The sequence below is a fragment of the Variovorax sp. Root473 genome (genome assembly GCF_001426505.1).
In the GTDB taxonomy this organism is placed as follows: domain Bacteria; phylum Pseudomonadota; class Gammaproteobacteria; order Burkholderiales; family Burkholderiaceae_C; genus Variovorax.
Map to the genome: position 1 here is coordinate 315,279 of NZ_LMEV01000019.1, position 25,326 is coordinate 340,604.

General features: G+C 68.9%; 25 protein-coding genes and 1 pseudogene. 23 read left to right on the forward strand and 3 right to left on the reverse strand.

What is annotated here, in order from left to right:
• The first annotated feature begins 97 nt into the window (after positions 1-97).
• The 8 genes from ASD34_RS24655 (at position 98) to cydX (ending at position 10,778) form a co-directional block, all read left to right on the forward strand.
• The gene (locus ASD34_RS24655; RefSeq protein ID WP_056583369.1) at positions 98-1,888 is read left to right on the forward strand and encodes an acyl-CoA dehydrogenase; all 1,791 of its coding nucleotides are present in this window, start codon (positions 98-100) and stop codon (positions 1,886-1,888) included.
• An 87-nt stretch (positions 1,889-1,975) separates the two neighbouring features.
• The gene (locus ASD34_RS24660; protein ID WP_056583370.1) at positions 1,976-2,938 is read left to right on the forward strand and encodes an NAD(P)H-dependent flavin oxidoreductase; all 963 of its coding nucleotides are present in this window, start codon (positions 1,976-1,978) and stop codon (positions 2,936-2,938) included.
• A 50-nt stretch (positions 2,939-2,988) separates the two neighbouring features.
• Positions 2,989-4,083 carry an acyltransferase family protein gene (locus tag ASD34_RS24665; protein ID WP_056583508.1) on the forward strand — a complete coding sequence of 365 codons (1,095 nt, stop codon included), beginning with the start codon at positions 2,989-2,991 and terminating at the stop codon, positions 4,081-4,083.
• 156 nt (positions 4,084-4,239) lie between these two features.
• Positions 4,240-5,937 carry a thiol reductant ABC exporter subunit CydD gene (gene cydD, locus ASD34_RS24670; protein WP_056583372.1) on the forward strand — a complete coding sequence of 566 codons (1,698 nt, stop codon included), beginning with the start codon at positions 4,240-4,242 and terminating at the stop codon, positions 5,935-5,937.
• A complete protein-coding gene (gene cydC, locus ASD34_RS24675; RefSeq protein ID WP_056583374.1) occupies positions 5,934-7,646 on the forward strand; it encodes a thiol reductant ABC exporter subunit CydC in 1,713 nt (570 codons plus the stop codon). Before cydD ends, cydC begins: the two co-directional genes overlap by 4 nt.
• Before the next feature lie 51 nt (positions 7,647-7,697).
• Complete coding sequence (locus ASD34_RS24680) at positions 7,698-9,314, forward strand: cytochrome ubiquinol oxidase subunit I (RefSeq protein WP_056583376.1); 1,617 nt, start codon at positions 7,698-7,700, stop codon at positions 9,312-9,314.
• On the forward strand, positions 9,311-10,465 hold the full coding sequence (cydB, locus tag ASD34_RS24685) for a cytochrome d ubiquinol oxidase subunit II (protein ID WP_056583378.1): 1,155 nt from the start codon (positions 9,311-9,313) through the stop codon (positions 10,463-10,465). The genes ASD34_RS24680 and cydB overlap by 4 nt, the downstream gene beginning before the upstream one ends.
• A gap of 163 nt (positions 10,466-10,628) precedes the next feature.
• The gene (gene cydX, locus ASD34_RS24690) at positions 10,629-10,778 is read left to right on the forward strand and encodes a cytochrome bd-I oxidase subunit CydX (protein ID WP_056583381.1); all 150 of its coding nucleotides are present in this window, start codon (positions 10,629-10,631) and stop codon (positions 10,776-10,778) included.
• Between the two features lie 35 nt (positions 10,779-10,813).
• On the opposite strand, the gene ASD34_RS24695 is transcribed toward cydX, so the two are convergent.
• Both ASD34_RS24695 and ASD34_RS24700 read right to left on the reverse strand, forming a co-directional pair.
• Positions 10,814-11,404: a GbsR/MarR family transcriptional regulator gene (locus ASD34_RS24695; RefSeq protein WP_056583383.1), complete on the reverse strand. Its 591-nt coding sequence runs from the start codon at positions 11,402-11,404 to the stop codon at positions 10,814-10,816.
• A gap of 50 nt (positions 11,405-11,454) precedes the next feature.
• Positions 11,455-12,501, reverse strand: a complete 1,047-nt coding sequence (locus tag ASD34_RS24700; protein ID WP_056583385.1) for an AraC family transcriptional regulator — start codon at positions 12,499-12,501, stop codon at positions 11,455-11,457.
• 139 nt (positions 12,502-12,640) lie between these two features.
• On the opposite strand from ASD34_RS24700, the gene ASD34_RS24705 reads away from it, so the two are divergent.
• Genes ASD34_RS24705 through ASD34_RS24730 form a run of 6 tightly spaced genes read left to right on the forward strand, consistent with a single transcriptional unit; the run spans position 12,641 to position 17,977 of the window.
• Positions 12,641-14,200: a long-chain-fatty-acid--CoA ligase gene (locus tag ASD34_RS24705; RefSeq protein WP_056583388.1), complete on the forward strand. Its 1,560-nt coding sequence runs from the start codon at positions 12,641-12,643 to the stop codon at positions 14,198-14,200.
• 51 nt (positions 14,201-14,251) lie between these two features.
• The gene (locus ASD34_RS24710) at positions 14,252-15,436 is read left to right on the forward strand and encodes a lipid-transfer protein (RefSeq protein ID WP_056583390.1); all 1,185 of its coding nucleotides are present in this window, start codon (positions 14,252-14,254) and stop codon (positions 15,434-15,436) included.
• Between the two features lie 11 nt (positions 15,437-15,447).
• On the forward strand, positions 15,448-15,888 hold the full coding sequence (locus ASD34_RS24715; RefSeq protein WP_056583393.1) for a MaoC family dehydratase N-terminal domain-containing protein: 441 nt from the start codon (positions 15,448-15,450) through the stop codon (positions 15,886-15,888).
• A 14-nt stretch (positions 15,889-15,902) separates the two neighbouring features.
• On the forward strand, positions 15,903-16,322 hold the full coding sequence (locus tag ASD34_RS24720) for a MaoC family dehydratase (protein WP_056583394.1): 420 nt from the start codon (positions 15,903-15,905) through the stop codon (positions 16,320-16,322).
• 28 nt (positions 16,323-16,350) lie between these two features.
• On the forward strand, positions 16,351-17,181 hold the full coding sequence (locus ASD34_RS24725; protein ID WP_056583396.1) for an SDR family NAD(P)-dependent oxidoreductase: 831 nt from the start codon (positions 16,351-16,353) through the stop codon (positions 17,179-17,181).
• Position 17,182: 1 nt separating this feature from the next.
• On the forward strand, positions 17,183-17,977 hold the full coding sequence (locus tag ASD34_RS24730) for an enoyl-CoA hydratase/isomerase family protein (RefSeq protein ID WP_056583398.1): 795 nt from the start codon (positions 17,183-17,185) through the stop codon (positions 17,975-17,977).
• Between the two features lie 11 nt (positions 17,978-17,988).
• Here ASD34_RS24730 and ASD34_RS28425 read toward each other — a convergent pair.
• A pseudogene (locus ASD34_RS28425) lies at positions 17,989-18,105 on the reverse strand (cupin); the annotation flags it as partial.
• A gap of 104 nt (positions 18,106-18,209) precedes the next feature.
• Between ASD34_RS28425 and ASD34_RS27300 the strand changes: the two are divergent.
• The 9 genes from ASD34_RS27300 (at position 18,210) to ASD34_RS24770 (ending at position 25,302) form a co-directional block, all read left to right on the forward strand.
• The gene (locus ASD34_RS27300; protein ID WP_157609757.1) at positions 18,210-18,677 is read left to right on the forward strand and encodes an ArsR/SmtB family transcription factor; all 468 of its coding nucleotides are present in this window, start codon (positions 18,210-18,212) and stop codon (positions 18,675-18,677) included.
• The gene (locus ASD34_RS24735; protein WP_157609761.1) at positions 18,587-19,033 is read left to right on the forward strand and encodes an SRPBCC family protein; all 447 of its coding nucleotides are present in this window, start codon (positions 18,587-18,589) and stop codon (positions 19,031-19,033) included. Before ASD34_RS27300 ends, ASD34_RS24735 begins: the two co-directional genes overlap by 91 nt.
• On the forward strand, positions 19,030-20,304 hold the full coding sequence (locus ASD34_RS24740; RefSeq protein ID WP_056583401.1) for an RNA polymerase sigma factor: 1,275 nt from the start codon (positions 19,030-19,032) through the stop codon (positions 20,302-20,304). Before ASD34_RS24735 ends, ASD34_RS24740 begins: the two co-directional genes overlap by 4 nt.
• 72 nt (positions 20,305-20,376) lie before the next feature.
• Positions 20,377-20,757, forward strand: coding sequence for a YciI family protein (locus tag ASD34_RS24745; protein WP_056583403.1), 381 nt, complete (start codon positions 20,377-20,379; stop codon positions 20,755-20,757).
• Positions 20,754-21,131, forward strand: coding sequence for a YciI family protein (locus tag ASD34_RS24750; RefSeq protein ID WP_056583406.1), 378 nt, complete (start codon positions 20,754-20,756; stop codon positions 21,129-21,131). Before ASD34_RS24745 ends, ASD34_RS24750 begins: the two co-directional genes overlap by 4 nt.
• Complete coding sequence (locus ASD34_RS24755; protein ID WP_056583408.1) at positions 21,128-22,723, forward strand: MFS transporter; 1,596 nt, start codon at positions 21,128-21,130, stop codon at positions 22,721-22,723. The genes ASD34_RS24750 and ASD34_RS24755 overlap by 4 nt, the downstream gene beginning before the upstream one ends.
• Before the next feature lie 54 nt (positions 22,724-22,777).
• Complete coding sequence (locus ASD34_RS24760; RefSeq protein WP_056583411.1) at positions 22,778-22,963, forward strand: hypothetical protein; 186 nt, start codon at positions 22,778-22,780, stop codon at positions 22,961-22,963.
• A 33-nt stretch (positions 22,964-22,996) separates the two neighbouring features.
• Positions 22,997-24,109, forward strand: coding sequence for a chorismate synthase (gene aroC, locus ASD34_RS24765; protein WP_056583413.1), 1,113 nt, complete (start codon positions 22,997-22,999; stop codon positions 24,107-24,109).
• A complete protein-coding gene (locus ASD34_RS24770) occupies positions 24,109-25,302 on the forward strand; it encodes an MFS transporter (protein ID WP_056583415.1) in 1,194 nt (397 codons plus the stop codon). Before aroC ends, ASD34_RS24770 begins: the two co-directional genes overlap by 1 nt.
• The last annotated feature ends 24 nt before the right edge of the window (positions 25,303-25,326 follow it).

Here is a 25,326-nt window from a genome sequence, read left to right on the forward strand (position 1 = left end):
AGGCGCTCTGATCGCTTCAGCGCATTGAGCCAGAAGGCATCGTTCGCGATGCCTTTTTTACATCTGCCGCATCCGCCGCGGCCCCTGGAGAGAAGACATGAGCTACACCGCCCCCCTCAAGGACATGCTGTTCGACATCGAACATCTGGCCAACATCGGCGAGATCGCCAAGCTGCCCGGCTTTGAAGACGCCGGCCTCGAAACCGCACAGGCCGTGCTCGAAGAGTGCGCGCGCTTCAACCAGGACGTGATCGCGCCGCTGAACGTCGAAGGCGACCGCAACCCGTCGTCGTTCAAGGACGGCCAAGTCACCACCAGCAAGGGCTTCAAGGACGCGTTCGCGCAGTACGTGTCGGGCGGCTGGCAAGGCCTGCAGCATCCGGCGGACTTCGGCGGCCAGGGCCTGCCCAAGACCATCGGCGCGGCCTGCGGCGAGATGCTCAACTCGGCCAACATGAGCTTCGCGCTGTGCCCGCTCCTGAGCGACGGCGCCATCGAGGCGCTGCTCACCGCCGGCTCCGACGAGCTCAAGGCCGTGTACCTGGAGAAGCTCGTGAGCGGCCAGTGGACCGGCACGATGAACCTCACCGAGCCGCAGGCCGGCAGCGACCTGGCCATGGTGCGCAGCCGCGCCGAGCCGCAGCCCGACGGCACCTACAAGGTGTTCGGCACCAAGATCTTCATCACCTACGGTGAGCACGACATGGCCGAGAACATCGTGCACCTCGTGCTGGCCCGCGTGAGCGGCGCGCCCGAGGGCGTGAAGGGCATCAGCCTGTTCGTGGTGCCGAAGTTCATGGTCAACGCCGACGGTTCGCTCGGTGCGCGCAACGACGTGCACTGCGTGAGCATCGAGCACAAGATGGGCATCAAGGCTTCGCCCACCGCCGTGCTGCAGTACGGCGACCATGGCGGCGCCGTGGGTTACCTCGTGGGCCAGGAGAACCGCGGCCTCGAGTACATGTTCATCATGATGAACTCGGCCCGCTACGCCGTGGGCATGCAGGGCATCGCGATCGCCGAGCGTGCCTACCAGCACGCCGTGGCCTACGCGAAAGACCGCGTGCAGAGCCGTCCGGTCGATGGCTCGATCAACGCCAGCGCACCGATCATTCACCACCCGGACGTGAAGCGCATGCTGATGACGATGCGCGCCTACACCGAAGGCTGCCGCGCGATGGCCTCGGTGGCCGCCGCCGCCTACGACGCCGCGCACCACCATCCCGATGCCGACGCGCGCAAGCAGAACCAGGCCTTCTACGAATTCATGGTGCCGCTCGTGAAGGGCTACAGCACCGAGATGAGCCTCGAAGTGACCTCGCTGGGCGTGCAGGTGCACGGCGGCATGGGCTTCATCGAGGAGACGGGCGCGGCGCAGTACTACCGCGACGCCAAGATCCTCACGATCTACGAAGGCACCACCGCGATCCAGGCCAACGACCTCGTGGGCCGCAAGACCGCACGTGACGGCGGCCAGACCGCCAAAGCCATCGCCGCGCAGATCGAGAAGACCGAAGCCGAGCTCGCCAGGAGCGACAGCGCCGCAGCCGCCGCCGTCCTGAAGCGCCTGACCGCCGCGCGCCTGGCCTTCATCGACGTGGTCGACTTCGTGGCCGGCCAGACCAAGGCCTCGCCCAATGCCGTGTTCTCGGGCAGCGTGCCGTACCTGATGCTCGCTGGCAATCTCGTGGCCGGCTGGCAGCTCGCGCGGTCGCTCATCGTGGCGCAGGACCAGGCCTCGCACAACGTCGACGTCGCCTTCATGCAGGCCAAGATCGCCACCGCGCGCTTCTACGCCGAGCACATCCTGAACAAGGTGCCGGGCGTTCGCGACAGCATCGTCGAAGGCGCCGAGAGCGTCACGGCGCTGGCGCTCGAAGCGTTCTGACGTAGCACCCACCTGCTGCTGTCGCCCATCTGACGGGCGACGGCGGCCCCTTGCTCTTATAAAACCGCACCCCTTCCCGGAGACGACATGTCCAAGCTGCCTTCTGTCCTGGCGAACCTGCCGCTGCCGATCATCGGCTCGCCGCTGTTCATCATCAGCAACCCCAAGCTCGTGATTGCGCAATGCAAGGCCGGCGTGGTCGGCTCGATGCCGGCGCTCAACGCGCGCCCCGCGGCACAGCTCGAAGAGTGGCTGATCGAGATCACCGAAGAGCTCGCGGCCTACAACAAGGCCAACCCCGACAAGCCGGCCGCCCCGTTCGCCATCAACCAGATCGTGCACAAGAGCAACGACCGCCTGGAGCACGACATGGAGATGGTCGTGAAGTACAAGGTGCCGATCGTGATCACCTCGCTGGGCGCGCGCACCGACGTGAACGATGCGGTGCACAGCTACGGCGGCGTGACCTTGCATGACATCATCAACAACAAGTTCGCGCAGAAGGCAATCGAGAAGGGCGCCGACGGCATCATTGCCGTGGCGGCCGGTGCCGGCGGCCACGCGGGTGTGAAGAGCCCGTTCGCGCTGGTGCAGGAAATCCGCCAGTGGTTCGACGGCCCGATCGCGCTGTCGGGCTCCATCGCCTCCGGCGGCGCGGTGCTCGCGGCGCAGGCCATGGGCGCCGACTTCGCCTACATCGGCACCGCTTTCATCGCGACCGAGGAAGCGCGTGCGAGCGACGACTACAAGCAGGCCATCGTCGACGGCAACTCGGACGACATCGTCTACTCCAGCCTCTTCACGGGCGTGCACGGCAACTACCTGGCGCCCAGCATCGTCAAGGCCGGCATGGACCCGGCCAACCTGCCCGAAGGCGACGTGACGACCATGAACTTCGGCGGCGGCGAAGGCAGCAAGGCCAAGGCCTGGAAGGACATCTGGGGCTCGGGCCAGGGCATCGGTGCGATCACCGAAGTGGCCAGCGCGGGGGCTTACATCGAGAAGCTCAAGCGCGAGTACCAGGAAGCACGGCAGCGACTGGCACTTTGAACGGTTCGCTTGCAGCACCGCCCGCGGCCGTGCCTGCGCGGCAGGGGCGCATGCCTCTGCTCGACGTGGTCAAGGGCCTGGCCTGTGCGCTCATCGTCGGGCATCACCTGGCGCGCTATGGCCCGATGCCGGCTGGCGCGCAGGTGCTCGCGCCCGATTTCTTCGGCTGGCTGGCGGAGGACGGCCGGCTCGCGGTGCAGGTGTTCCTCGTGATCGCCGGTTTTCTCGCCACGGCGAGCCTCGCGCCCGACGGCATGCTTCGGGCGGACCGGCCACTGTCCAGGCTCTTGCAGCGCTACGGCCGGCTGGTCATGCCGTACCTTGCGGCGCTCACGGTGTGCGTGCTGGTGGCCGAGGTGGCACGGCCATGGCTCGGTGAAGAGGTGGTGCCGGCTGCGCCGAGCCTCGGCCAGATGCTGGCCCACGGCCTGCTGCTGCAGGACCTGCTGAACTACGAGTCGCTGTCGACCGGTGTCTGGTATGTGGCCATCGACTTCCAGCTGTTCGCGCTGGCGCTCGCGCTGGTCGGACTGCCCGCCGTGCTGCGCCCGCCCAGTTCGGCCGCGCGCTGGACACCGGTGGTGCTGGTGCTGACCGTGGCCGTGGCCTCGCTCGCGTTGTTCAACCGGCAGGCGCGGCTGGACGACACCGCGTTCTATTTCTTCGGTGCCTACGGGCTTGGCATGCTCGCGTTCTGGATCGGCCGCGCCACCCGCGCCAGCACCTGGCACAGCGCCGTCGCGCTGCTGGCGATGGTGGGGGCGGGCGCGCTCGCCATTGACTGGCGCAGCCGCATCGCCATCGCGCTGGTGAGCGCGCTGCTCATTGCGGTGGCGCAGCGCCGGCAGTGGCTGTCGCCCGCGCACTGGCCCGCCGCGGCCATGCCGCTGCAGCAGCTGGGGCGCATTTCGTATTCGCTGTTCCTGATCCATTTTCCGGTGCTGCTCGCGGTGAATTCGCTCGTCGCGCGCCTGGGGCCGCATGGGGCCTGGGTCGATCTGCTCGGCATGGTCGCGACCTTCTGCCTGTCGGTGGGTGCCGCGGTGCTGCTGTACCGCGGGGTCGAAGCCCGTCCCGTGTCGCTGCGCAGGGTATGCACACTTTTTGCCGCATTGCTCGTCAGCGGCCTCATCGTGTCGTACTGAAGCGCACCGCGCCTGCTCGGGCGCGGATTTTTTCCTTCCCGATTCTTTGCAAACCTGTTGCCTTGGGGCTTCGGAGCGGGCAGTCTGTGCCAAGTGCTCATCGTGTGTATGATTGTGAAACTTTCAGAAAATACTGAAAATACACAAACTCAAGGAATGACAGAACAGACGCCGCCACGATCGCCGCTGAAGGCCTTCACGTCGCCCGACATCGGCAGCGTGGTGCTAGGCGCCGCCGCGCTCGCGTGGTTGCCGCAGGCGGCGTTGCTGGCGATGGCGGTCCAGGGCCTGGCAAATGGCGACGGCATGGCCGCCGTGTTGTGGCCGGCGGCGGGCATTTGGGTATTGGGCCTGCTGCGCGCGGGCTGCGAAGCCTGGGGCGTGCGCCGCACCTTCGGGCGCGCACGGGCGCAACTGACCGCCTTGCGCGCGCAGACCGCGGCCGCGCTGGCGGCCGGTTCGCCGCTGGACCGTCAACGCGCGCCTTCCGGCCTGGCGGCCAGCGTGCTCGCCGAACAGGCCGAAGCGCTGGTGCCGTACCTTGTGCGTTACCAGCCCGCGCGCTGGCGTGCGACGGTGGTGCCGCTGTTCCTTGTTGCCGCCGTGGCCTGGTTCTCGTGGGCCGCAGCGCTGGTGCTGCTGGTGGCGGCGCCGCTGATTCCGATCTTCATGGCCATCGTCGGCTGGCGCGCCAAGGCGGCCAGCGAGGCGCAAATGGTCGAGATGGGCGGCATGAACGCCTTCCTGCTCGACCGCCTGCGCGGCCTGGCCACGCTGCGTGCGCTCGATGCGGTCGACGCCACGGCCGACCGGCTCGGCGCCTCCGCGCAATCGCTGCGCCAACGCACGATGGCGGTGTTGCGCATCGCATTCCTGTCGTCGGCGGTGCTGGAACTGTTCTCCGCGCTGGGCGTGGCGCTGGTCGCGGTCTACGTCGGCTTCCATCTGCTGGGCTCGCTCGGCTTCGGTGCCTGGGGCCAGCAGCTCAGCCTGGGCGAAGGCCTGTTCGTGCTGTTGCTGGCACCGGCGTTCTTCGAGCCGTTGCGCGAGCTGTCGGCGGTGTGGCACGACCGCGCGGCGGGCGAGGCCGCGCTGCAGGCGCTCGACGACCTGCAACGCGGCGCGCTGCCGTTGCCCGGTGCGGGCGTCGCAGTCACGCGCGCGGCCACCGGTGCCGCCGGCGCGGGCACCGCGCCGGCTGTGACGGTGCACGGATTGCACTTCTCGTGGCCCGGCGAGTCGACGGCGCTCTTCGACGGGTATGAGCTGCGCATCGGCGCCGGCGAGCATGTCGCATTGACCGGCCCCAGCGGATCGGGCAAGACCGCGCTGCTCTCGCTGCTCGCGGGGCTGATGCCGGCCACGCGCGGCGAGATCGCCATCGGCGGCGTGCCGCTCACCGACCACACGGCCGCTGCACTGCGCCAGCGCACGGCGTGGATGGGGCAGAAGCCTCACGTCTTCGCCGGATCGGTCGAAGCCAACGTGGCGCTGGGCCGCGCCGACATTGGCGCGCCCGAAGTGGCGGAGGCGATGCGTTTCGCGGCGCTCGATGACGTGGCACAGGCCCATCCCGGCACGGCGCTGGGCGAGGGCGGCAGCGGCCTCTCGGGCGGCGAGGCCGTGCGGCTGGCGCTGGCGCGCGTCGCGGTGCATCGGCACGCCGACCTGATCCTGGCCGATGAACCCACGGCCCACCTCGACACCGCCACCGCTGCACGCGTTGCGGATGCATTGGTGACGCTCGCCCGTGGCCGGACGCTCATCGTCTCGACCCACGACCCGGTGCTGGTTGCCCGCATGGACCGCAGCGTGAGCCTCGGCCCCGAGCCGCGGGTGGAGAAGGCCGCATGAGCACGCGCGCAACCCGTTCCCCTCGCTGGCGCGACCTGCGCCTCGTGCTGCGTCCCTTCCTCGCGACCCAGCCGCGCGCCTTGCTGCTGGGCTGCCTGCTGGCTGCCGTCACCGTGCTGGCAGGCATGGCGCTGCTGGGCCTGTCGGGCTGGTTCATCACCGCGACCGCGCTCGCCGGCCTGCACGCGGCCACGGCCTTCACCTTCGATGTCTTCATGCCGTCGGCCGGCATCCGGCTGCTGGCGCTCGGGCGCACGGGGTCGCGCTACGGCGAGCGGCTGGTCACGCACGACGCCACCTTCGCCGTGCTCGCCGAGTTGCGCGTGCGGCTGTTCCGCGGCTGGGCTCGCCCCGAGGCCGCGCGCGACCTGCTGATGCGGCCGGCGCGGCTGCTGTTTCGCCTCACGTCCGACATCGATGCGCTCGAGTCGCTCTACCTGCGCTTGTTCGTTCCCGCCGCTGCGGCTTTGGGCGCGGCGCTGCTGGCCGGCATCGTGCTCGGCTTCATGCATGTCGGAATGGGCGTGGCGATCGCGCTCTGGCTCTGCGTGGTCGGTTGCGGGCTGGCGTACTTCATCGCGCGGCGTGCGCGGCAGCCGGCGCGGCAGCGCGCGCATGCCGTGGAAGCGCTGCGCGCGCGCGCCGTCGATCTGGTCGCGGGCCAGGCCGACCTCGCGATGGTGGGCCGGCTCGACGCCCAGCGCGCTGCGCTGATGAACGCCGACGCACACCTCGCGCGGGCCGACCTCGCGTTGAACAAGCTCGAAGCCGCAGCCGGTTTCGCCTACGGCAGCGCCGGCACCCTGACGCTGGTCGGTGTGCTGCTGGCGGTGGGTGCGCTCGTGAGCGAAGGCGTCATCGGCGCGCCCGGCGCGGCGCTCGCGCTGCTGATCGCGCTCACGGCCACCGAGCCGTTCGCCGCACTGCGGCGTGGCGCGCTCGATGCAGGGCGCACGTGGCTGGCGGTGCGTCGACTGGCACCGCGGCTGGACCCCGCAGTGGAGGAGGCCGCACGCCCATTCCGCACCGCGCAAACGGCGGCGGTGCAGGTCGAACAACTCACCGTCACGCATCCCGGCAGTCTTGTCGAGGTACTCAGCGGCGTGTCGCTGCATCTGAATGCTGGCGAACGCGTCGCACTGGTCGGCGCCAGCGGCGCAGGCAAGTCCACGCTGCTCTGCGTGATCGCCGGCGACCTCACGCCCCGCGCCGGTCATGTGCAGGCACAAGCGGCCTGCCTGCTGACCCAGCGCACCGAACTCTTCCAGGACAGCCTGCGCGACAACCTGCGCCTGGCCGATCCAAGCGCAAGCGACGAGCGACTGTGGACGGTGCTGCACGCCGCCGGCCTCGATGCCGACGTGCGCGCACTGGCCACGGGGCTCGACACGCGCCTGGGTGAAGGCGGCCTCGGCCTGTCGGGCGGGCAGTCGCGCCGGCTCGCGCTCGCGCGGCTGCTGCTGCGGCCCGTGCCGCTGTGGCTGCTCGACGAACCGACCGAGGCGCTCGACGCCGCCACCGCACACGACGTGCTGCAGCGCCTGGCGCAGCAGGCCGGCGCGCGCACGCTGCTGATTGCCACGCACCTGCGCCGCGAAGCCGCGCTGGCCGACCGCCTCGTGTGCATGGCGCAGGGCCGCATCGTCGCCGACCTGCGCCGCGGCACCGATGTCTTCGAGGCCGCACTGCGTGGCCTGCGCCCCGATTGATGAATTGACCGACCGAGCAACGACCGAACAGAACACACAAAAGGAAGCCCCATGGACCTTGACATCGTCGCGCTCTCGCGCCTGCAGTTCGCCGTCACGGCGCTGTACCACTTCCTGTTCGTGCCGTTGACGCTCGGACTGTCGATCATCCTGGCCATCATGGAGACGGTCTACGTGATGACCGGTCGCGTCATCTGGCGCGACATGACCAAGTTCTGGGGCGTTCTGTTCGGCATCAACTTCGCGATGGGCGTGGCCACGGGCATCGTGATGGAGTTCCAGTTCGGCATGAACTGGAGCTACTACAGCCACTACGTGGGCGACATCTTCGGTGCGCCGCTGGCCATCGAAGGGCTCATGGCCTTCTTCATGGAAGCGACCTTCGTGGGCCTGTTCTTCTTCGGCTGGGACAAGCTCTCGAAGGTGGGCCACCTGATCGCCACCTGGGCCGTGGCCATCGGCTCCAACTTCTCGGCGCTGTGGATTCTCATTGCCAACGGCTGGATGCAGAACCCCGTGGGCGCGGCCTTCAACCCGGCGACCATGCGCATGGAAGTGACCGACTTCGCCGCCGTGCTGACCAACCCCGTGGCGCAGGCCAAGTTCGTGCACACCGTGTCGGCCGGCTATGTGTGCGCCGCGGTGTTCGTGCTCGGCGTGTCGGCGTGGTACCTGCTCAAGGGCCGCCACATCGAACTGGCCAAGCGCTCGATGACCGTGGCCGCGTCCTTCGGCCTGGCCGCCGCGCTGTCGGTGGCGGTGCTCGGCGACGAGAGCGGCTACCTGTCGGGCGAACACCAGAAGATGAAGCTGGCCGCCATCGAAGGCATGTGGGAGACGCAGCCCGCGCCCGCCGCCTTCACCGTGATCGGTTTTCCCGACCAGAAGGCGCGCGAGACGCACTACGCCATTCACATCCCGGCGGTGATGGGCCTGATCGGCACACGCTCGCTCAACACCGTGATGCCCGGCATCGACGAGCTCGTGAAGCGCGCCGAGGCCCGCATCCGCGAGGGCATCAAGGCCTACGACGCGCTGCAGAAGATCCGCGAGGCCGGCGGCGCCGACAAGGTCACGCAGGGCGTGCGCGGCGACTTTGAAGAGAACGGCATCAACATGGGCTACGCGCTGCTGCTCAAGCGCTACGTGGACGATCCGCGCCAGGCCACCGATGCGCAGATCGCCAAGGCCGCGTGGGACACCGTGCCGCAGGTGGCGCCGCTGTTCTGGCTGTTCCGCGTGATGGTGGGCATCGGCATGTTGCTGATCCTGCTGACAGGCACCTTCTTCGTGCTGTCGGCGCGCCGCGCGCTCGACCGCCACCGCTGGCTGCTGAAAGTCGCGGTGTGGGCGATTCCGCTGCCGTGGATCGCCATCGAGTCCGGCTGGCTGGTCGCGGAGTTCGGCCGCCAGCCCTGGGTGATCGAAGGCGTGCTGCCGACGGCGGTGGCCGTGTCGAACCTCGGCGTGACGACGCTGTTGATCACGCTCGCAGGCTTCATCGCGATCTACACCACGCTGCTCATCATCGAGGTGAAGCTGATGCTCAAGGCGATCCGCAAGGGTCCCGAGGTCGAGCATGCGCCCACCGAGGGCGATGCGCGCTCGCACATTCCGCCGGCGCGTGCCGCCATGTCTTCCTCTTCCTCGACCGGGAGCGCCGCATGATCCTCCACACACTCCTCGACTACGACACCCTGCGCTTCGTCTGGTGGCTGCTCATCGGCGTGCTGCTGGTCGGCTTCGCGGTGACCGACGGCTTCGATCTGGGCACCGGCATGCTGCTGCCCTTTGCGGCGCGCAACGACATCGAGCGACGCGTGGTCATCAACAGCGTGGGCCCGGTGTGGGAAGGCAACCAGGTCTGGTTGATCCTGGGCGGTGGTGCGATCTTTGCGGCGTGGCCGCAGCTGTACGCCGTGTCGTTCTCGGGCTTCTACCTGGCGATGTTCGTGATCCTGTCGGCGCTCATCCTGCGGCCGGTGGCCTTCAAGTTCCGCAGCAAGCGTGAGTCGCCGCAGTGGCGCGCGCGCTGGGACGGCGTGCTGTTCTTCAGCGGCTTCGTGCCCGCGCTGATCAGCGGGGTCGCCGTGGGCAACGTGCTGCAGGGCGTGCCGTTCCGCTTCGGCGCCGACATGCACATCTTCTACGACGGCGGCTTCTTCGGCCTGCTGAACCCCTTCGCCATCCTCTGCGGGCTGGTGTCGGTGGCGATGCTGGTGATGCACGGCGCGGCATGGCTGCTGCTCAAGACCGCCGGCCCGGTGGCCGAGCGGGCGCGCAGCTACGGCATGGTCGCGGCGGTGCTCACGCTCGTGTTCTACGCGCTGGCCGGCGTGTGGCTGGCCATGGGCATCGGGGGCTTTCGCATCAGCAGCGTGGTCGACACCGTGGGGCCGTCGAATCCGATGCTGAAGACGGTCGAGCTGCATGCCGGCGCCTGGATGGGCAACTACGCGGCGCACCCCTGGACCATTGCCGCGCCGCTGGCGGGTTTCGTCGGAACGCTGGGTGCGCTGCTCGGCCTGGTGCTGCGCCGCCCGGGGCTCGCGCTGCTCACTGCGGCGCTGGGCATCGCGGGCATCATCCTCAGCGTGGGCGCGTCGATGTTCCCGTTCATCCTGCCCTCGTCGATCGACCCGCGTGCCAGCCTCACGGTGTGGGATTCGTCGTCGAGCCACCTGACGCTGTTCATCATGCTGGTGGTCACCGTGATCTTCATCCCGATCATCATTGGCTACACCACCTGGGTCTATCACGTGCTGTGGGGCAAGGTCGACGAGCAAGCCATCCGCGACGAGAGCGGGCACGCCTACTGAAATGACCCACCCCCGAATCTCCGCGCACTTCGTGTCGCGTCGAGTCCCCCCTCAAGAGGGCGCACCCTGCGGCCCGGCAAAGCCGGTTCCGCGGGTGCCCGCGAACAGGGCACGCCAGTGTGGGGCTTCGGGGTTCATGTTCAAGAACAAGGAGTAAAGAACGATGTGGTACTTCGCCTGGATCCTCGGCCTGCCGCTGGCAGCCGCCTTCGCCGTGCTCAACGCCATGTGGTACGAACTCATGGATGACGAGGCCATCCGCAAGGAAAAGCTCGGCATGCCGGAAGCGCCACAAGGGCAGGAACGGCTTTGAAGAACGGGTAGTTTCCCGTTCGGCCCCGCGGCGACTCAGTCCTTGTCCGCGGGGGCCTTGCTCTTTTTCGACGCACCGCCCGTGAGGCGGCTCTTGAGCGTCAGCACCTTCGTCACCGTCGCGCCCATGCCCATGAGCTGCATGGCGGTTTCGGGTGCGAGGCGCTGCACGTCGTCGAACCACTTCATCAGCCGGTCGATCAGGTCGTGCATCTCGCGCATGCGGGCCTGCGCGTGGCGCTCGGCGTCGCTCGTGGGCGATTCGAGCAGCGCGTTGCGCAGCATCGAGAGCGTGGGCTCGATCTCGCGGCGACGGCGTTCCTCGGCCAGCACGCGGAAGATTTCCCATACATCTTTCGGTGCCTCGAAGTACTCGCGGCGGTCGCCCGCGTGGTGGCGCAGGTGCACGAGTCGCCAGGCCTGCAACTCCTTCAAGCCCATGCTCACGTTGGAGCGCGAGAACTCCAGCATCTCGGCGATCTCGTCGGCATTGAGCGCGCGCTCCGACAGGAAGATCAGCGCGTAGATCTGGCCGACGGTGCGGTTGATGCCCCACTTGCTGCCCATTTCGCCGAAGTGGGCGACGAACTGGCGGTTGAGGGGAGGGAGTTCGGGTGCGGAAGCCATGCGGCGGATTGTCGCGCGAGATGGCTGTAGTTTCAGGAGTGTCTGAAAACTCAGGCCTGCGGATCGGCGTCCGGTTCCGGCCCCGGCCTGCGCCGGTACGACCCGGGCGCGCCGCCGGTCCAGGTCTTGAAGGCGCGCTGGAACGCCGCGCTGTCCGAAAAGCCCAGTTCCTCGGCCAGGGCCGCCAGCGGCACGGTGCTGGTGTTCAGGCGCACGATGGCCACGTCGCGCCGCAGCTGGTCCTTGAGCGACTGGAAGGAGGTGCCTTCGCTCGCCAGGTGGCGCTGCAGCGTGCTCACCGACATGTGCAGGCTGCGCGCGGCCGTGGCCAGGTCGGTCCAGGCCGGGCGGTGCTGTTGCAGCACGGTGCGCACGCGCGCGCTCACAGCCAGTTCGCCCAGCGGCGGCAGGATGACGTGGGCCGGTGCGGCGGCCAGGAAGTCGCGCATGGTGCGTGCGTCGCGGTGGATCGGCGTGGCCAGTGCGCCGGCGTCGAACCACACGGCCGACAGCGGCTGGCCGAATTGCAGCGGCCCGGGAAACACCTTGCTGTAGCCGGCCGCGTAGGGCGGTTGCTCGAAGCCGAAGTCGAAGCGGCGCGCCGTCAGCCGCCCGCCATGCAGCCACGCGAAGAGCCGCCAATACACGCGCAGCATCAGCTCGTGCAGGAAGTTCAGCGGCGCGTGAGGCATGCCCTGCACCCGCAGGCCGAAGCCCGCGAGCGGGCCTTCGCGCAGCAGCACCATTTCGAGGTCGTCCTGCAGCAGGCTGAACGTGCGGGCTACGCGGCGCAGCGCCACTTCGAGCGTGGGCGCGCCCAGCGTGGCGCGCGTCATGAGCGCGAAGCTGCCCCGGCGCAGGCGGCGCGACAGGAAGCACAGCGCTTCGTCATCCAGCCGCTCGATCAGCAGCGCGAACAGGGCGACGTACTGCTCGGCGGTGACGCGTGCGCCCGGCGCGTCGAGCAGGGCGGGCGCAATGCCGGCGTCTTCCAGCACGGTGTCGATGCACACCGGCGCGTTGTCGCCGCGGGCGCGCACGCCCGAGACCATGCCCTGGACGAACACGATCGGGATGGTGACGGGCGGTTGCAGCATGCGTGAGCGGATCAGACCCGAGAGCGGCGCGGGTGTCGATTGAGGTTTTCTGCCATGCGGGCGATGCGATGCGCAATCGCCGCGGCACGGCGCGGTTTCTACCATGCGTCCACAGAAGAACCGAACGGAGACAACCGCCATGTACCAGACCCAGTCGCTGCACCGCAGCGTGCAGCAGCATCCCGACCGGATCGCCGTGCGCGCCGCCGGGCGCACCCTGAGCTTTCGCGCCTACGCCGAGCGGGTCGCGCGCCTGGCCGGCGCACTTCAGGGGCTCGGCATGCAGGCGGGCGACCGCGTGGCCATGCTGGCGCTGAACTCGGCGCGCTACCTCGAATACCAGATGGCCGTGCCCTGGGGCGGCGGGGTGCTCAACCCGTGCAACATCCGATGGTCGGCCGCTGAAATTCTGTATTCGCTCGAAGACTCGGGCTCCTCGCTGCTGCTGGTGGACGACACCTTCCGCGGCGTCGTCGAGCAGATGCGCGGGCAGGCGACCAGCCTGCGCGAGGTCATCTACTGCGGCGACGGCCCGACGCCGCCCGGCATGCACGGCTACGAGGCGCTGCTGGAGGCCGCATCGCCCGTGCCCGATGCCGGCCGCCGCGGCGAAGACCTGGCTGGCATCTTCTACACCGGCGGCACCACGGGCTTTCCCAAGGGCGTGATGCTGAGCCACACCAACATGGGCAGCTCTGGATTGGCCCTGCATGCCGAGGGCCTGGCCTCGCCCGAGGGCTGCTACCTGCATGCCGCACCGATGTTCCACCTGGCCGACATGGGCCTGGCCGCGCCGCACTGGTTCGAGGGCAACACCCACGCGATCATTCCGGCATTCAATCCCGAGGCGGTGCTGAACGCCATCGAACAGGACCGCGTCACGCACGCGCTGCTGGTGCCCACCATGATCCAGATGCTGGTCGATCATCCGGCGATGCGCGAGCCGCGCGACCTCGGCAGCCTGAAGTGCATCACCTACGGCGCCTCGCCGATCTCGGAGGCGGTGCTGAACCGCGCGATGGCGGCGTTCCCCGGCGTGGACTTCGTGCAGGCCTACGGCATGACCGAGCTGTCGCCGCTGGCCACCATCAACCCCGCGCGCAACCACACGGCCGAAGGCCAGCGCCGGGGCAAGCTGCGCTCGGCGGGCCGCGCGAGCTACTGCACCGAGGTGCGCATCGTCGACGGCGAAGGCGTCGAGGTGCCGCGCGGCACCGTGGGCGAGGTCGCGGTGCGTGGCCCCAACGTGATGCAAGGCTACTGGAACCAGCCCGCGCAAACAGCCGCGGCCGTGCGCGGCGGCTGGATGCACACGGGCGACGGCGCGTACATGGACGACGACGGCTACATCTTCGTGGTCGACCGCCTGAAAGACATGATCATCAGCGGCGGCGAGAACATCTATTCGGCCGAGGTCGAGAACGCCATCAACCAGCACCCGGCCGTGGCGGCCTGCGCCGTCATCGGCATCCCGAGCCAGGAGTGGGGCGAATCCGTGCACGCGGTGCTCGTGCTCAAGCCGGACCAGCAGCTGGCGGCCGATGCGCTCATCGCGCATTGCAAGGCGCTGATCGCGAACTACAAGTGCCCGCGCAGCGTGGCGGTGGTCGACGCGCTGCCGCTCTCGGGCGCGGGCAAGGTGCTCAAGACCCGGCTGCGCGAACCGTTTTGGCAAGACCGCCAACGAAGCGTAGCCTGAGCACCGTCCACCCTTTTTCCCTCTTCAGTCACTTCATTTCAGGAGCCTCTCATGAGCCAGGATGTCTACGTCGTCGGTGTCGGCATGATCCCCTTCACCAAGCCGGGCGCGAACCAGCCCTACCCGCAGATGGCTGCGCACGCCACCAACGCCGCGCTGAAAGACGCCGGCATCGGCTACGAGCTGGTGCAGCAGGCCTACGTGGGCTACGTGTACGGCGACTCCACCGCCGGCCAGCGCGCACTGTATGAAGTGGGCATGACCGGCATCCCGGTGGTCAACGTCGACAACAACTGCTCCACCGGTTCGACCGCGCTCTTCCTCGCTCGCCAGGCCGTGGCCAGCGGCGCGGCCGACTGCGTGCTGGCGCTGGGCTTCGAACACATGAGCCCCGGTGCGCTGGGCGCCGTGTTCAACGACCGCCCGAGTCCGTTCGACCACTTCGAGTCGATCACCGACGAGCTGGTCGGCAACGAGCAGGTGCCGCTGGCGCTGCGCTACTTCGGCGGCGCGGGGCTCGCACACATGCAGCAGTACGGCACGCAGATGTCGACCTTCGCGAAGATCCGCGCCAAGGCCAGCCGCCATGCGTCGAACAACCCGGTGGCACTGTTCCGCACCGTCGTCACCGAAGACGAGGTGATGGCTGCGCCCGTGATGTGGCCCGGCGTGATGACGCGGCTCATGGCCTGCCCTCCGACCTGCGGTGCGGCGGCGGCCCTCGTGTGCTCGCCGCGTTTCGCCGAACGCCACGGCCTGGACCGCAGCGTGCGCATCAAGGCGCAGGCCATGACCACCGACCGCGCCATCACCTTCGAGGCGCGCGACATGCGCGAGGTGGTCGGCTTCAGCATGGCGCAGGAAGCCGCGCAGAAGGTGTACGACGCCGCCGGTGTCGGCCCGCAGGACATCGACGTGGTCGAGCTGCACGACTGCTTTGCGCACAACGAACTCATCAGCTACGAAGCGTTGGGCCTGTGCCCGGTCGGTGGTGCAGAAAAATTCGTGGTCGATGGCGACAACACCTACGGCGGCAAGGTCGTGACCAACCCGTCGGGCGGCCTGCTGTCGAAGGGCCACCCGCTGGGTGCCACGGGTCTTGCGCAATGCACGGAGCTGGTCCAGCAGCTGCGCGGCACGGCAGACAAGCGGCAGGTCGAAGGCGCGCGCATGGCGCTGCAGCACAACCTGGGGTTGGGCGGCGCCTGCGTGGTCACGCTGTACGAACGCGTCTGAGGGCGGCGCAGATGATCGACAAGAAATGGATCGGCCACGAGCTGCCTGCTTCAGTGCTGCCCGTCGAGCGCAGCCGGCTGCAGTTCTTCGCCAAGGCCATCGGAGAGACCGACCCGGTCTACACCGATGCCGCCGCCGCGCGCGACGCCGGCTACCCCGACCTGCCCGCGCCGCCCACCTTCCTGTTCGCGGCCGAACTGGACTCTGGCGCGTCGGACCGGATGCTCGGCGACCTGCAGATTCCGTTGTCGAAGCTGCTGCACGGCGAGCAGAGCTTCGCGTACCACCGGCCGGCCTGCGTGGGCGACACGGTGACGGTGCGCTCCACCATCAGCGACATCTACGACAAGAAGAACGGCGCGCTCGAATTCGTGGTGAAGACCTCGCGCGCCACCAACCAGAACGATGAACTCGTGGCCGAGCTGCGCACCGTGCTCGTCTGCCGCCATTGAAGAATTGGGCATTCATGACCTCCATCAGCTACGACTCCGTGCAGGTCGGCGACGAGCTTCCCGCCTTGCAGCTTGCGCCGGTCAACCGCACGACGCTCGCGCTCTTTGCGGGCGCGTCGGGCGACCACAACCCGATCCACATCGACACCGACTTCGCGCGCAAGGCGGGCATGCCCGACGTGTTCGCGCAGGGCATGCTGGGCATGGCCTGGCTCGGCCGCCTGCTCACGCAGTGGGTGCCGCAGGCGCAGCTGCGCCGCTTCGACGTGCGCTTCCAGGGCATCACGCACCTGGGCCATGCCGTGCGCTGCACCGGCCGCGTGGTCGAGAAGCTCGAGCACAACGGCGAGCGCTGCGTGCGCGTGGAGGTGCTCAGCGCCAACCAGTACGGCCAGCCCCGCATCGCGGGCGAAGCGCTCGTTGCGCTGCGCTGAATCCCCTGAACGAAAGAAGACAGAAGACATGACACCCAAACTCGAAGGCAGGGTCGCCCTCATCACCGGCTCGGGCCGGGGCATCGGCCGCGCGATCGCGCTCAAGCTCGCGTCGGAAGGCGCGCGCATCGTCGTCAACGACCTCGATGCCGACCCGGCCGAGGAAACCGTGCAGGCCATCTGCGCCGCGGGCGGCCAGGCTGTGGCCTGCGTCGGCAGCGTGTCGGCACCGGACTTTGCCGAGCGCTTCGTCGGCATCGCGGTGAGCGAATTCAAGGGCTTGGACATCATCGTCAACAACGCCGGCTACACCTGGGACAGCGTGGTGCAGAAGATGATCGACGAGCAGTGGTACGCGATGATCGACGTGCACCTGACGGCGCCGTTTCGCATCCTGCGCGCCGCGCAGCCGGTGATTCGCGCGCTGGCGAAGGCCGAAGGCGAAGCAGGGCAGCGCGTGGTGCGCAAGGTGGTCAACGTCTCGTCGGTGGCCGGGCTCTTCGGCAACGCGGGCCAGGCCAACTACTCGACCGCCAAGGCAGGCATCGTCGGCATGACGCAGACCCTGGCCAAGGAGTGGGGCCGCATGAACGTCACGGTGAACTGCGTGGCCTTCGGCTTCATCCAGACGCGGCTCACGGCCAGCACGGCGGAGGCCACCACGGCGAACATCGAGGGGCGCGAGATCAAGGTTGGCGTCAACCCCGGACTGCTGGCCATGATGGAACAGTCGATCCCGCTGGGCCGCGGCGGTACACCCGAAGAAGCGGCCGGCGCGGTGTACTTGCTGTGCGCGCCCGAGTCGGACTACGTGAGCGGCCAGACGCTCATGTGCACCGGTGGGCTCACGGGCATCTGAGATGACCCTGCAGCTCGAAGAAGGCATTGCCTGGGGCGTGCAGGACGGCATCGGCCGCATCGTGCTGAAGCGGCCCGAACGCGCCAATTCGGTGTCGCTGGCGAGCAGCCATGTGCTGGCGCGCGCCATCGACGAGGTGCTCGACGCAGCGCCGCGCGCCATCCTGCTGACTGGCCAGGGGCGGGTGTTCTGCGCGGGCGGCGCCATCGACGATTTCATGGCCGCGGGCGAGAAGCTGCCTGAGCTGGTGGACGCCATCCTCGATCGGCTGCATCCCGCGCTGCTGCGGCTGGCCCGAAGCCCGGCGCCGCTGGTGGTCGCGGTGAATGGCACGGTCGGCGGTGCTGGCGTGGGACTGGCGCTGTGCGGCGACTTCGTGCTCGCGGCCGAGTCGATGAAGCTGCGCACGGGTTATGCGGCCATCGGGTTGTCGCCGGACGCGGGGAGTTCGTATTTCCTGTCGCGGCGCATCGGCCCGGTGCGCGCGCAGCAATGGCTGATGCTCAGCGACCCGGTCGACAGCGCGCGCTGTCTTGCTGCGGGCGCTGTCGATGCGCTGTACCCGGACGCCGAACTCGCGGCGGCTGCCGAAGCGCTGGTGGCGCGGCTGGCGAGCGGCGCGGCGGGGTCGTTCGCGGCCATCAAGGCGCTGTGCGGCGATGCGCCATCACGCCCGATCGACGCGCACTTCGAGATGGAGCATCGCCTGCTGCGCGAACGCGCCGGCAGTGCGGACGCGCGTGAAGGCGTGGCGGCCTTCATTGCGAAGCGTGCACCGCGCTTCGTGGGTCACTGACGAGACCGGCCCGTGGCAGCCGCAATGCGGAGGTCGCGGTACAGGAAGAAGTCACGCATCCCGTCCGGGACCTGGTCGGTGTCGCCGGGTTTGACGGGAGAGAACGGGGTGGCGGTTCGGTCCGACAGTGAGCGCCTTCACGGGGAAGATGCTGCAATGCAGCATGCTTAAACCGTTCCTGCGCGCGGCCCATGGGTTGACGGCCGGGAGCCCGCTCCAGATACTCAACCGCATGGTTCACTCAGATGCACTGGACGCCGTGTTTGCGGCCCTGTCCGACCCGACGCGTCGCAGCGTGCTCGAAGCGCTGGGCGAGGGCAGCCTCAGCGTGACCGAACTCGCCGAACCGCATGGCATGTCGCTGACCGGCTTCATGAAGCACCTGCGCGTGCTCGAAGGCGCCGGCCTCATCTCGCGCACGAAGGCGGGCCGCGTCGTGCGCTGCGAGCTGTCGGCGGGCCCGATGCAAGAGGCTGCCGCGTGGCTCTCGCGCTATGAGAAGTTCTGGACCGGCCGCCTCGACGCACTGGCGCGCTTTCTCTATCACCAGGAGGACACCGAATGGCGAAGCCTTCCCCCGGCGGCAACGCCGGACGCACCCCAGGCCACATCCCCGAACGCCCCTCGCTCACGCTGCGCCGACACTTCCGCGTCAGCCCCGCCAAAGTCTGGCGCGCGTGGACCGACCCGCAAGCGCTGAAGCACTGGTTCGGCCCCGAGGAGATCGTCGACGTGCCACTGGCCGAGGTCGACCTGCGCGTGGGCGGGCGCTTTCGCGTGACCATGCTGGCGGCCGACGGCGAGACGCACGACGTGAGCGGCACTTATCTGGAGGTCGTGCCCGAGCGCAGGCTGGTCTTCAGCTGGGCCTGGCGCAGCACGCCCGAGCGCGAGTCGCGCGTCACGCTGCAACTGGAGCCCGATGCGGGCGGCTGCGCGTTCGTGCTCATGCACCAGCAGTTCTTCGACGAAGCGGCGCGCGACGGCCACGCCCACGGCTGGACCGGCGCCCTCGTCAAGCTCGAGAGTCGGCTGCTCGGAGGCGACACCGGGTGACAGTCCCACCCACCGCCATCGCCGACGCGCTGGACGCGATCTACCGCACCGAGTCGCGCCGCATCTTCGCGACGCTGGTGCGCCTGCTCGGCGATTTCGACCTCGCCGAAGAAGCCCTGCACGACGCCTTTCGCGCTGCGCTCGAACAATGGCCGCGCGAGGGCGTGCCGACCAACCCGCGTGCCTGGCTGGTGTCGGCGGGGCGCTTCAAGTCCATCGACGGCCTCCGTCGGCAGGCGCGTTTCACGGCGTGGGACGACGCCACCGCCCATACCGACACGCTGGCCGACCCCGCGCCCGCGTGGCACGAGGTCGACCCCGATGCCGACGCGCTCGAGGACGACCGCCTGCGCCTGATCTTCACCTGCTGCCACCCCGCGCTCGCGCCCGACGCCCAGGTGGCGCTGACGCTGCGCGAGGTTTGCGGGCTGGCGACCGAGGAGATCGCGCGCGCCTTTCTCGTGCCGGCGCCCACCATCGCGCAGCGCATCGTGCGGGCCAAGGCGCGCATCCGCGACGGCGGCATTCCGTACCAGGTGCCGGGTCTGGCCGAACTGCCCGAGCGGCTCGACGCCGTGCTGCGCGTGGTGTACCTCGTGTTCAACGAAGGCTACGCCGCTTCGTCGGGCGAGAGCGTGACGCGTGCCGACCTGTCGGCCGAGGCGATCCGGCTCGGGCGCTTGGTGGCCGAACTGCTGCCCGATCCCGAGGCGCTGGGCCTGCTCGCGCTGATGCTGCTGCACGATGCGCGCCGCGCCGCGCGCACGTCGGCGCAGGGCGAGTTGGTGCTGCTCGACGCGCAGGACCGCAGCCTGTGGCATCGCGAACAGATCGGGGAGGGCGCGGCGCTGGTCGAGCGCGCGCTGCGGTCGCGCCGCTTCGGCCCGTACACCTTGCAGGCCGCCATTGCGGCCGTGCATGCCGAAGCGCTCGAGGCCGCCGACACCGACTGGCCACAGATCGTCGGGCTGTACGACGTGCTGCTGCGGATCGATCCCTCGCCCGTGGCCGAACTCAACCGCGCAGCAGCCGTTGCAATGCGCGACGGGCCGGCAGCGGGGCTCGCGCTGATCGATGCACTGCTCGCACGCGGCGCGCTGGTCCAGTACCACCTGGCGCATGGCGCGCGTGCCGAGCTGTGCCGGCGCCTGGGCCGCACCGGCGATGCGCGTGAGGCTTATCTGCAGGCGCTGTCACTGGTCCGCCAGCAGCCCGAGCGGCAATTCCTGGAGCGGCAGCTGGCGTCGTTGCCCGAGGCAAAAAAATTCTGAGGCCCACTGTCGATTTCGGCCATTGCCGTTCGACCAGTGAGGTCCTCACTCAAACCTGCAAGGAGATTCCGCATGAAATACCTCTGCCTCGTTCATTGCGACGAAGCGGTGCTTCGCGCGCTGCCGCCCGACGAGCGCCGCGTGCTCGACGCCGATTCGATGGCCTACGACCGCCTGCTCGAAGCCGCCGGCCACTTCATCGCCGCCGAGGCGTTGACCCCGGTGAGCGCCGCCAAGGTCGTGCAGGTGCGCCACGGCCGGCGCTCGCACGTCGACGGCCCGTATGCCGAAGCCCGCGAGCAGCTGTGCGGCTTCATCCTGGTCAAGGCGCGCGACCTGAACGCCGCGATCCAGCTGGCGGGCCGCATTCCGATGGCGCGCTACGGCGCCATCGAGGTGCGTCCCATCGATGTCCTGGAAATGATCGAAACCCCCGAGGGGAATGCCGCATGAGATACCTTTGCCTGATCTACGGAACCGACGCGCAGACGAGCCACTTCTCGGCGCAGGACATGGACCGCTACATCCACGAACACCTCGACTACGACGCGCACCTGCAGGCGCTCGGCAAGCTCGTCGCGGCCGAGGCCCTGCAGCCGGCCGGCACCGCGGTCACGGTGCGCATGCGCAACGACAAGCTCTCGGTCACCGACGGGCCGTTCGTCGAAACCAGCGAGCAGCTGGGCGGCTTCTACGTGGTCAAGGCCGACAGCGACGAAGAGGCGCTGCAGCTCGCGGCCGGCATTCCGTCGGCTCGCTTCAGCAGCATCGAGGTGCGCAAGGCGTTCTCGATCAGCGACAGCGGCGACCAGGGGTCGGGCCCATGAGCGGCGCAACGCAGCGCGTGACACCCGCCCGCGCCACCGCGCGCGAATGGACCGGGCTGGCGGTCATCGCACTGCCGTGCATGCTCTATTCGATGGACCTCACGGTGCTGAACCTGGCGATCCCGTCGATCAGCGAAGACCTCAAGCCCACCGCCTCGCAACTGCTGTGGATCGTCGACATCTACGGCTTCTTCGTGGCCGGCCTGCTGGTCACCATGGGCACGCTGGGCGATCGCATCGGGCGGCGCCGGCTGCTGCTGATCGGTGCGATGGCGTTCGGCGTGGCCTCGGTGCTCGCGGCTTTCTCGACCAGCGCCAACATGCTGATCGTCACGCGCGCGCTGCTGGGCGTGGCGGGGGCGACGCTGGCGCCTTCGACGCTCTCGCTGATCCGCAACATGTTCCTCGATCCGGCGCAGCGCACCGTGGCCATCGGCGTGTGGATCTCGAGCTATTCAGCCGGCGCGGTCATCGGGCCGGTGCTGGGCGGCGTGCTGCTGCAGTTCTTTCCGTGGGGCTCGGTGTTTCTCATCGGCGTGCCGGTGATGGTGCTGCTGCTGGCGCTCGGGCCGTGGCTCTTGCCAGAGTACCGCGACCCCGATGCGGGCGCGCTCGACCTGGCCAGCGTGGCGCTCTGGCTGGGCGCCGTGCTGGCGGCCATCTACGGCATCAAGCAGGTGGCCGAGCGCGGGCCTGATGGCGTGTCGCTGATGGCCATCGCGGCCGGTGCGTTGCTGGGCTGGCTGTTCGCGCGCCGGCAGGGGCGGCTGGCCAACCCGATGATCGACCTGCGCCTGTTCAGGCTGCCGGCCTTCAGCGTCTCGCTCGGGGCCTACATGCTGGCCTGCTTCGTGATGTTCGGCCTCTTTCTCTACAACGCCCAGTACCTGCAGCTGGTGCTCGGCCTGTCACCGCTGGAGGCGGGCCTGTGGAGCATGCCGAGCGCCGGCGCCTTCATCGTCGGCTCGATGGTCGTGCCCGCACTCACGCGGCGCCTGTGTCCGGCCTACGTGATGGGCGGCGGGCTGGGCGTGGCGGCGCTGGGCTTCGGCATGCTGGTGCTGTTGCCCGCGCAGGGCGGGCTGGCCTGGATGGTGACGAGCGCGATCATTTCTTCGCTTGGCCTGGCGCCGGTGTTCACCCTGGCCACCGACCTGGTCGTGGGCAGCGCACCGCCCGAGCGCGCGGGCGTGGCCTCGGCGATCTCGGAGACCAGCTCCGAGTTCGGCGGGGCGCTGGGCATCGCCATCCTCGGCAGCGTCGGCGCGGCGATCTACCGCACGGCGATGGTCGATGCGGTGCCGGCCGGTCTCGCCGATGCTGCGGCGGTCGACGCCGCGCGCAGCACCCTGGGCGGGGCGCTGGCGCTGGCCGGTGAACTGCCCGGCGCTACCGGTACCGCGCTGCTCGACACGGGGCGCGAGGCGCTGCTGCGCGCCCTGCGGCTGGTGGCCGGCCTGTGCGCGGTGGTGCTGCTGTTCGTGGGTGTGCTGGTGGCAGTGCGACTGCGTGGCGTGGGCGTGTCGCATGGCGCGGAAGAAGAGGAAGCGCGCGCCATACCCCCGGGCGGCGCCGCATTGCCGGAGCGTTGACGAGCCTCCATACTGGGGCTTCCACGACGCATCCCACGACCGAACGGAGGCCCCATGAGCAACGAACTGCGCAAGAAGCTGCATGACCTGGCGGAACTGTCCGACAGCACCTCCGACCCGCAGACCAAGGCCATCGTCGAGGCGATCCGGCTGCAGACCGCGGTGCTGAACGAGCGGCTGTTCAGCATCGAGCTGCAGCTCGGCGTGCTCGCCAAGCGCATGGAAAACACCACAGACTGAGTCGGCTGCCGCTTTGTGGGGATAATCCCCGCCATGAGCGGCAACACCTTCGGAACTCTCTTCGCGGTCACCAATTTCGGCGAGTCGCACGGCCCGGCCATCGGCTGCGTGATCGACGGCTGCCCCCCGGGCATGGCCCTGAGCGAGGCCGACATCCAGGGCGACCTCGACCGCCGGCGCCCCGGCACCAGCCGCCACGTCACCCAGCGCAACGAGCCCGACGCGGTGCAGATTCTTTCTGGCGTGTACGAGGGCAAGACCACCGGCACCCCCATTGCGCTGCTGATCCAGAACACCGACCAGCGCAGCAAGGACTACGGGCAGATTGCCCAGCAGTTCCGCCCCGGCCACGCCGACTTCACCTACTGGAAGAAATACGGCATCCGCGATCCGCGCGGTGGCGGGCGTTCTTCGGCACGTCTCACCGCGCCCATGGTCGCGGCCGGCGCGGTCGCCAAGAAGTGGCTGGCCGAAAAATACGGCATGGTGTTCCGCGGCTGCATGACGCAGATCGGCGAAATCGCGATTCCCTTCGAGAACTGGGACCACGTGCCCAACAACCCCTTCTTCGCCCCCATCGCCGACGTGAGCGCGCTGGAGGACTACATGGACCGCCTGCGCAAGGCCGGCGACTCCTGCGGCGCGCGCATCCGCGTCACCGCCACCAAGGTGCCCGTGGGCCTGGGCGAGCCGCTGTTCGACAAGCTCGACGCCGAGATCGCGTACGCCATGATGGGCATCAACGCCGTGAAGGCCGTGGAAATCGGCGCAGGCTTCGACAGCATCACGCAGCGCGGCACCACGCATGGCGACTCGATCACGCCGACCGGTTTTCTCACCAACAACGCGGGCGGCATCCTCGGCGGCATCAGCTCGGGGCAAGACCTCGAGGTGAGCATTGCGATCAAGCCGACCAGCTCGATCATCAGCCCGCGCCAGTCCATCGACGTGAACAACAACCCCGTCGAAGTCATCACCAAGGGCCGCCACGACCCCTGCGTGGGCATCCGCGCCACGCCCATCGCCGAAGCCATGCTTGCGCTGGTGGTGATGGAACACGTGCTGCGCAACCGCGCGCAGTGCGGCGACGTGAACCCGCCCGCCGAGAAGAGCGAAGCTGCGTCACCGCAGTCGTCTTTCCTGTAGTGTCTGCCGCGCCACCTGTGGCTGCCGGGCGCGGCCACCTGTTGGCATTCGCTGGCCTGTCGGCCAGCTATTTCGCGCACATCGGTTTTTTCAATCCGTACCTGCCGCTGTGGCTGAAAGAGCTGGGCCTGCCGATCTTCACGATCAGCCTGCTGGCCTCGGTGCAATCGATCACGCGCGTCTTCGCGCCTTATGCCTGGGGTGCGCTCAGCGACCACACCGGCCAGCGCGTGAAGCTGCTGCGCTTCAGTGCCGCCGTCGCACTGGCCAGTTCCTTCGGGCTGTGGTGGCACGGCGGCGCCTGGTGGCTCGCACTCGTGCTGCTGGTCATGTTCACGCACACCAGCTCGATGATGTCGCTCACCGAAGCGGCCATGGCGCAGATCGTCGCGGGCGACTGGGGCCGCTACGGGCGCATCCGCCTGTGCGGCTCGGCCGGCTTCCTCGTCACCGTGTTCGTCGCGGGCGAGTGGTTCGAGCGCTTCGGCATGAAGCACTTCCCGTTCTGGGCCGCGGGCACGCTGGCGGTGGTGCTGATCGCGACGATGAAGCTGCCCGACCTGCGCGAGCCGCCGGCCGCGCACGACGTCGTGAAGGAGCCCATCGGCCCCGTGCTGCGCATCCCCGCCGTGCGCTGGTTCTTTGCCTCGCTGTTCTTCCAGGTGATGTCGCACTTCTCGGTGTACGCGTTCTTCTCGCTGTACCTCGATTCGATCGGCTATGGCAAGAGCACCATCGGCCTCTTGTGGGCGCTGTCGGTGGTGGCCGAGATCGTCTGGTTCTTTTTGCAGGGCCGGCTCATCGGCCTGTTGCCGATGCCGCGCTGGATGCTGGTGTGCGGCATCGCCGGCGTGGCGCGGCTCGGCCTCACGGCCGGGCTGGGCGGCTTCATCGCGGCGCTGGTCATCGCGCAATGGCTGCACGCGCTGAGCTTCGCGGCGCACCATACGGCCTGCATCGCCGTGGTGTCGCGCCGCTTCCCGGGTCACCTGCGCGGACGCGGGCAGGCGCTGTTCACGGTGATCGGCTACGGCTTCGGCGGCGTGCTGGGCGTGCTGCTGGGTGGGGCGGTGGCGCAGGAACTGGGCTACCGCACGATGTTCGCGCTGGCGGCTCTGCTCGCGGTGGCGGGCACGCTGTGCGCCTGGCGGATGGTGGTGCTCGAACCGCCGGCGCGCGCCAGCAGAAGCTGAGCAAGCCGGCGGCCGGCAACGGCG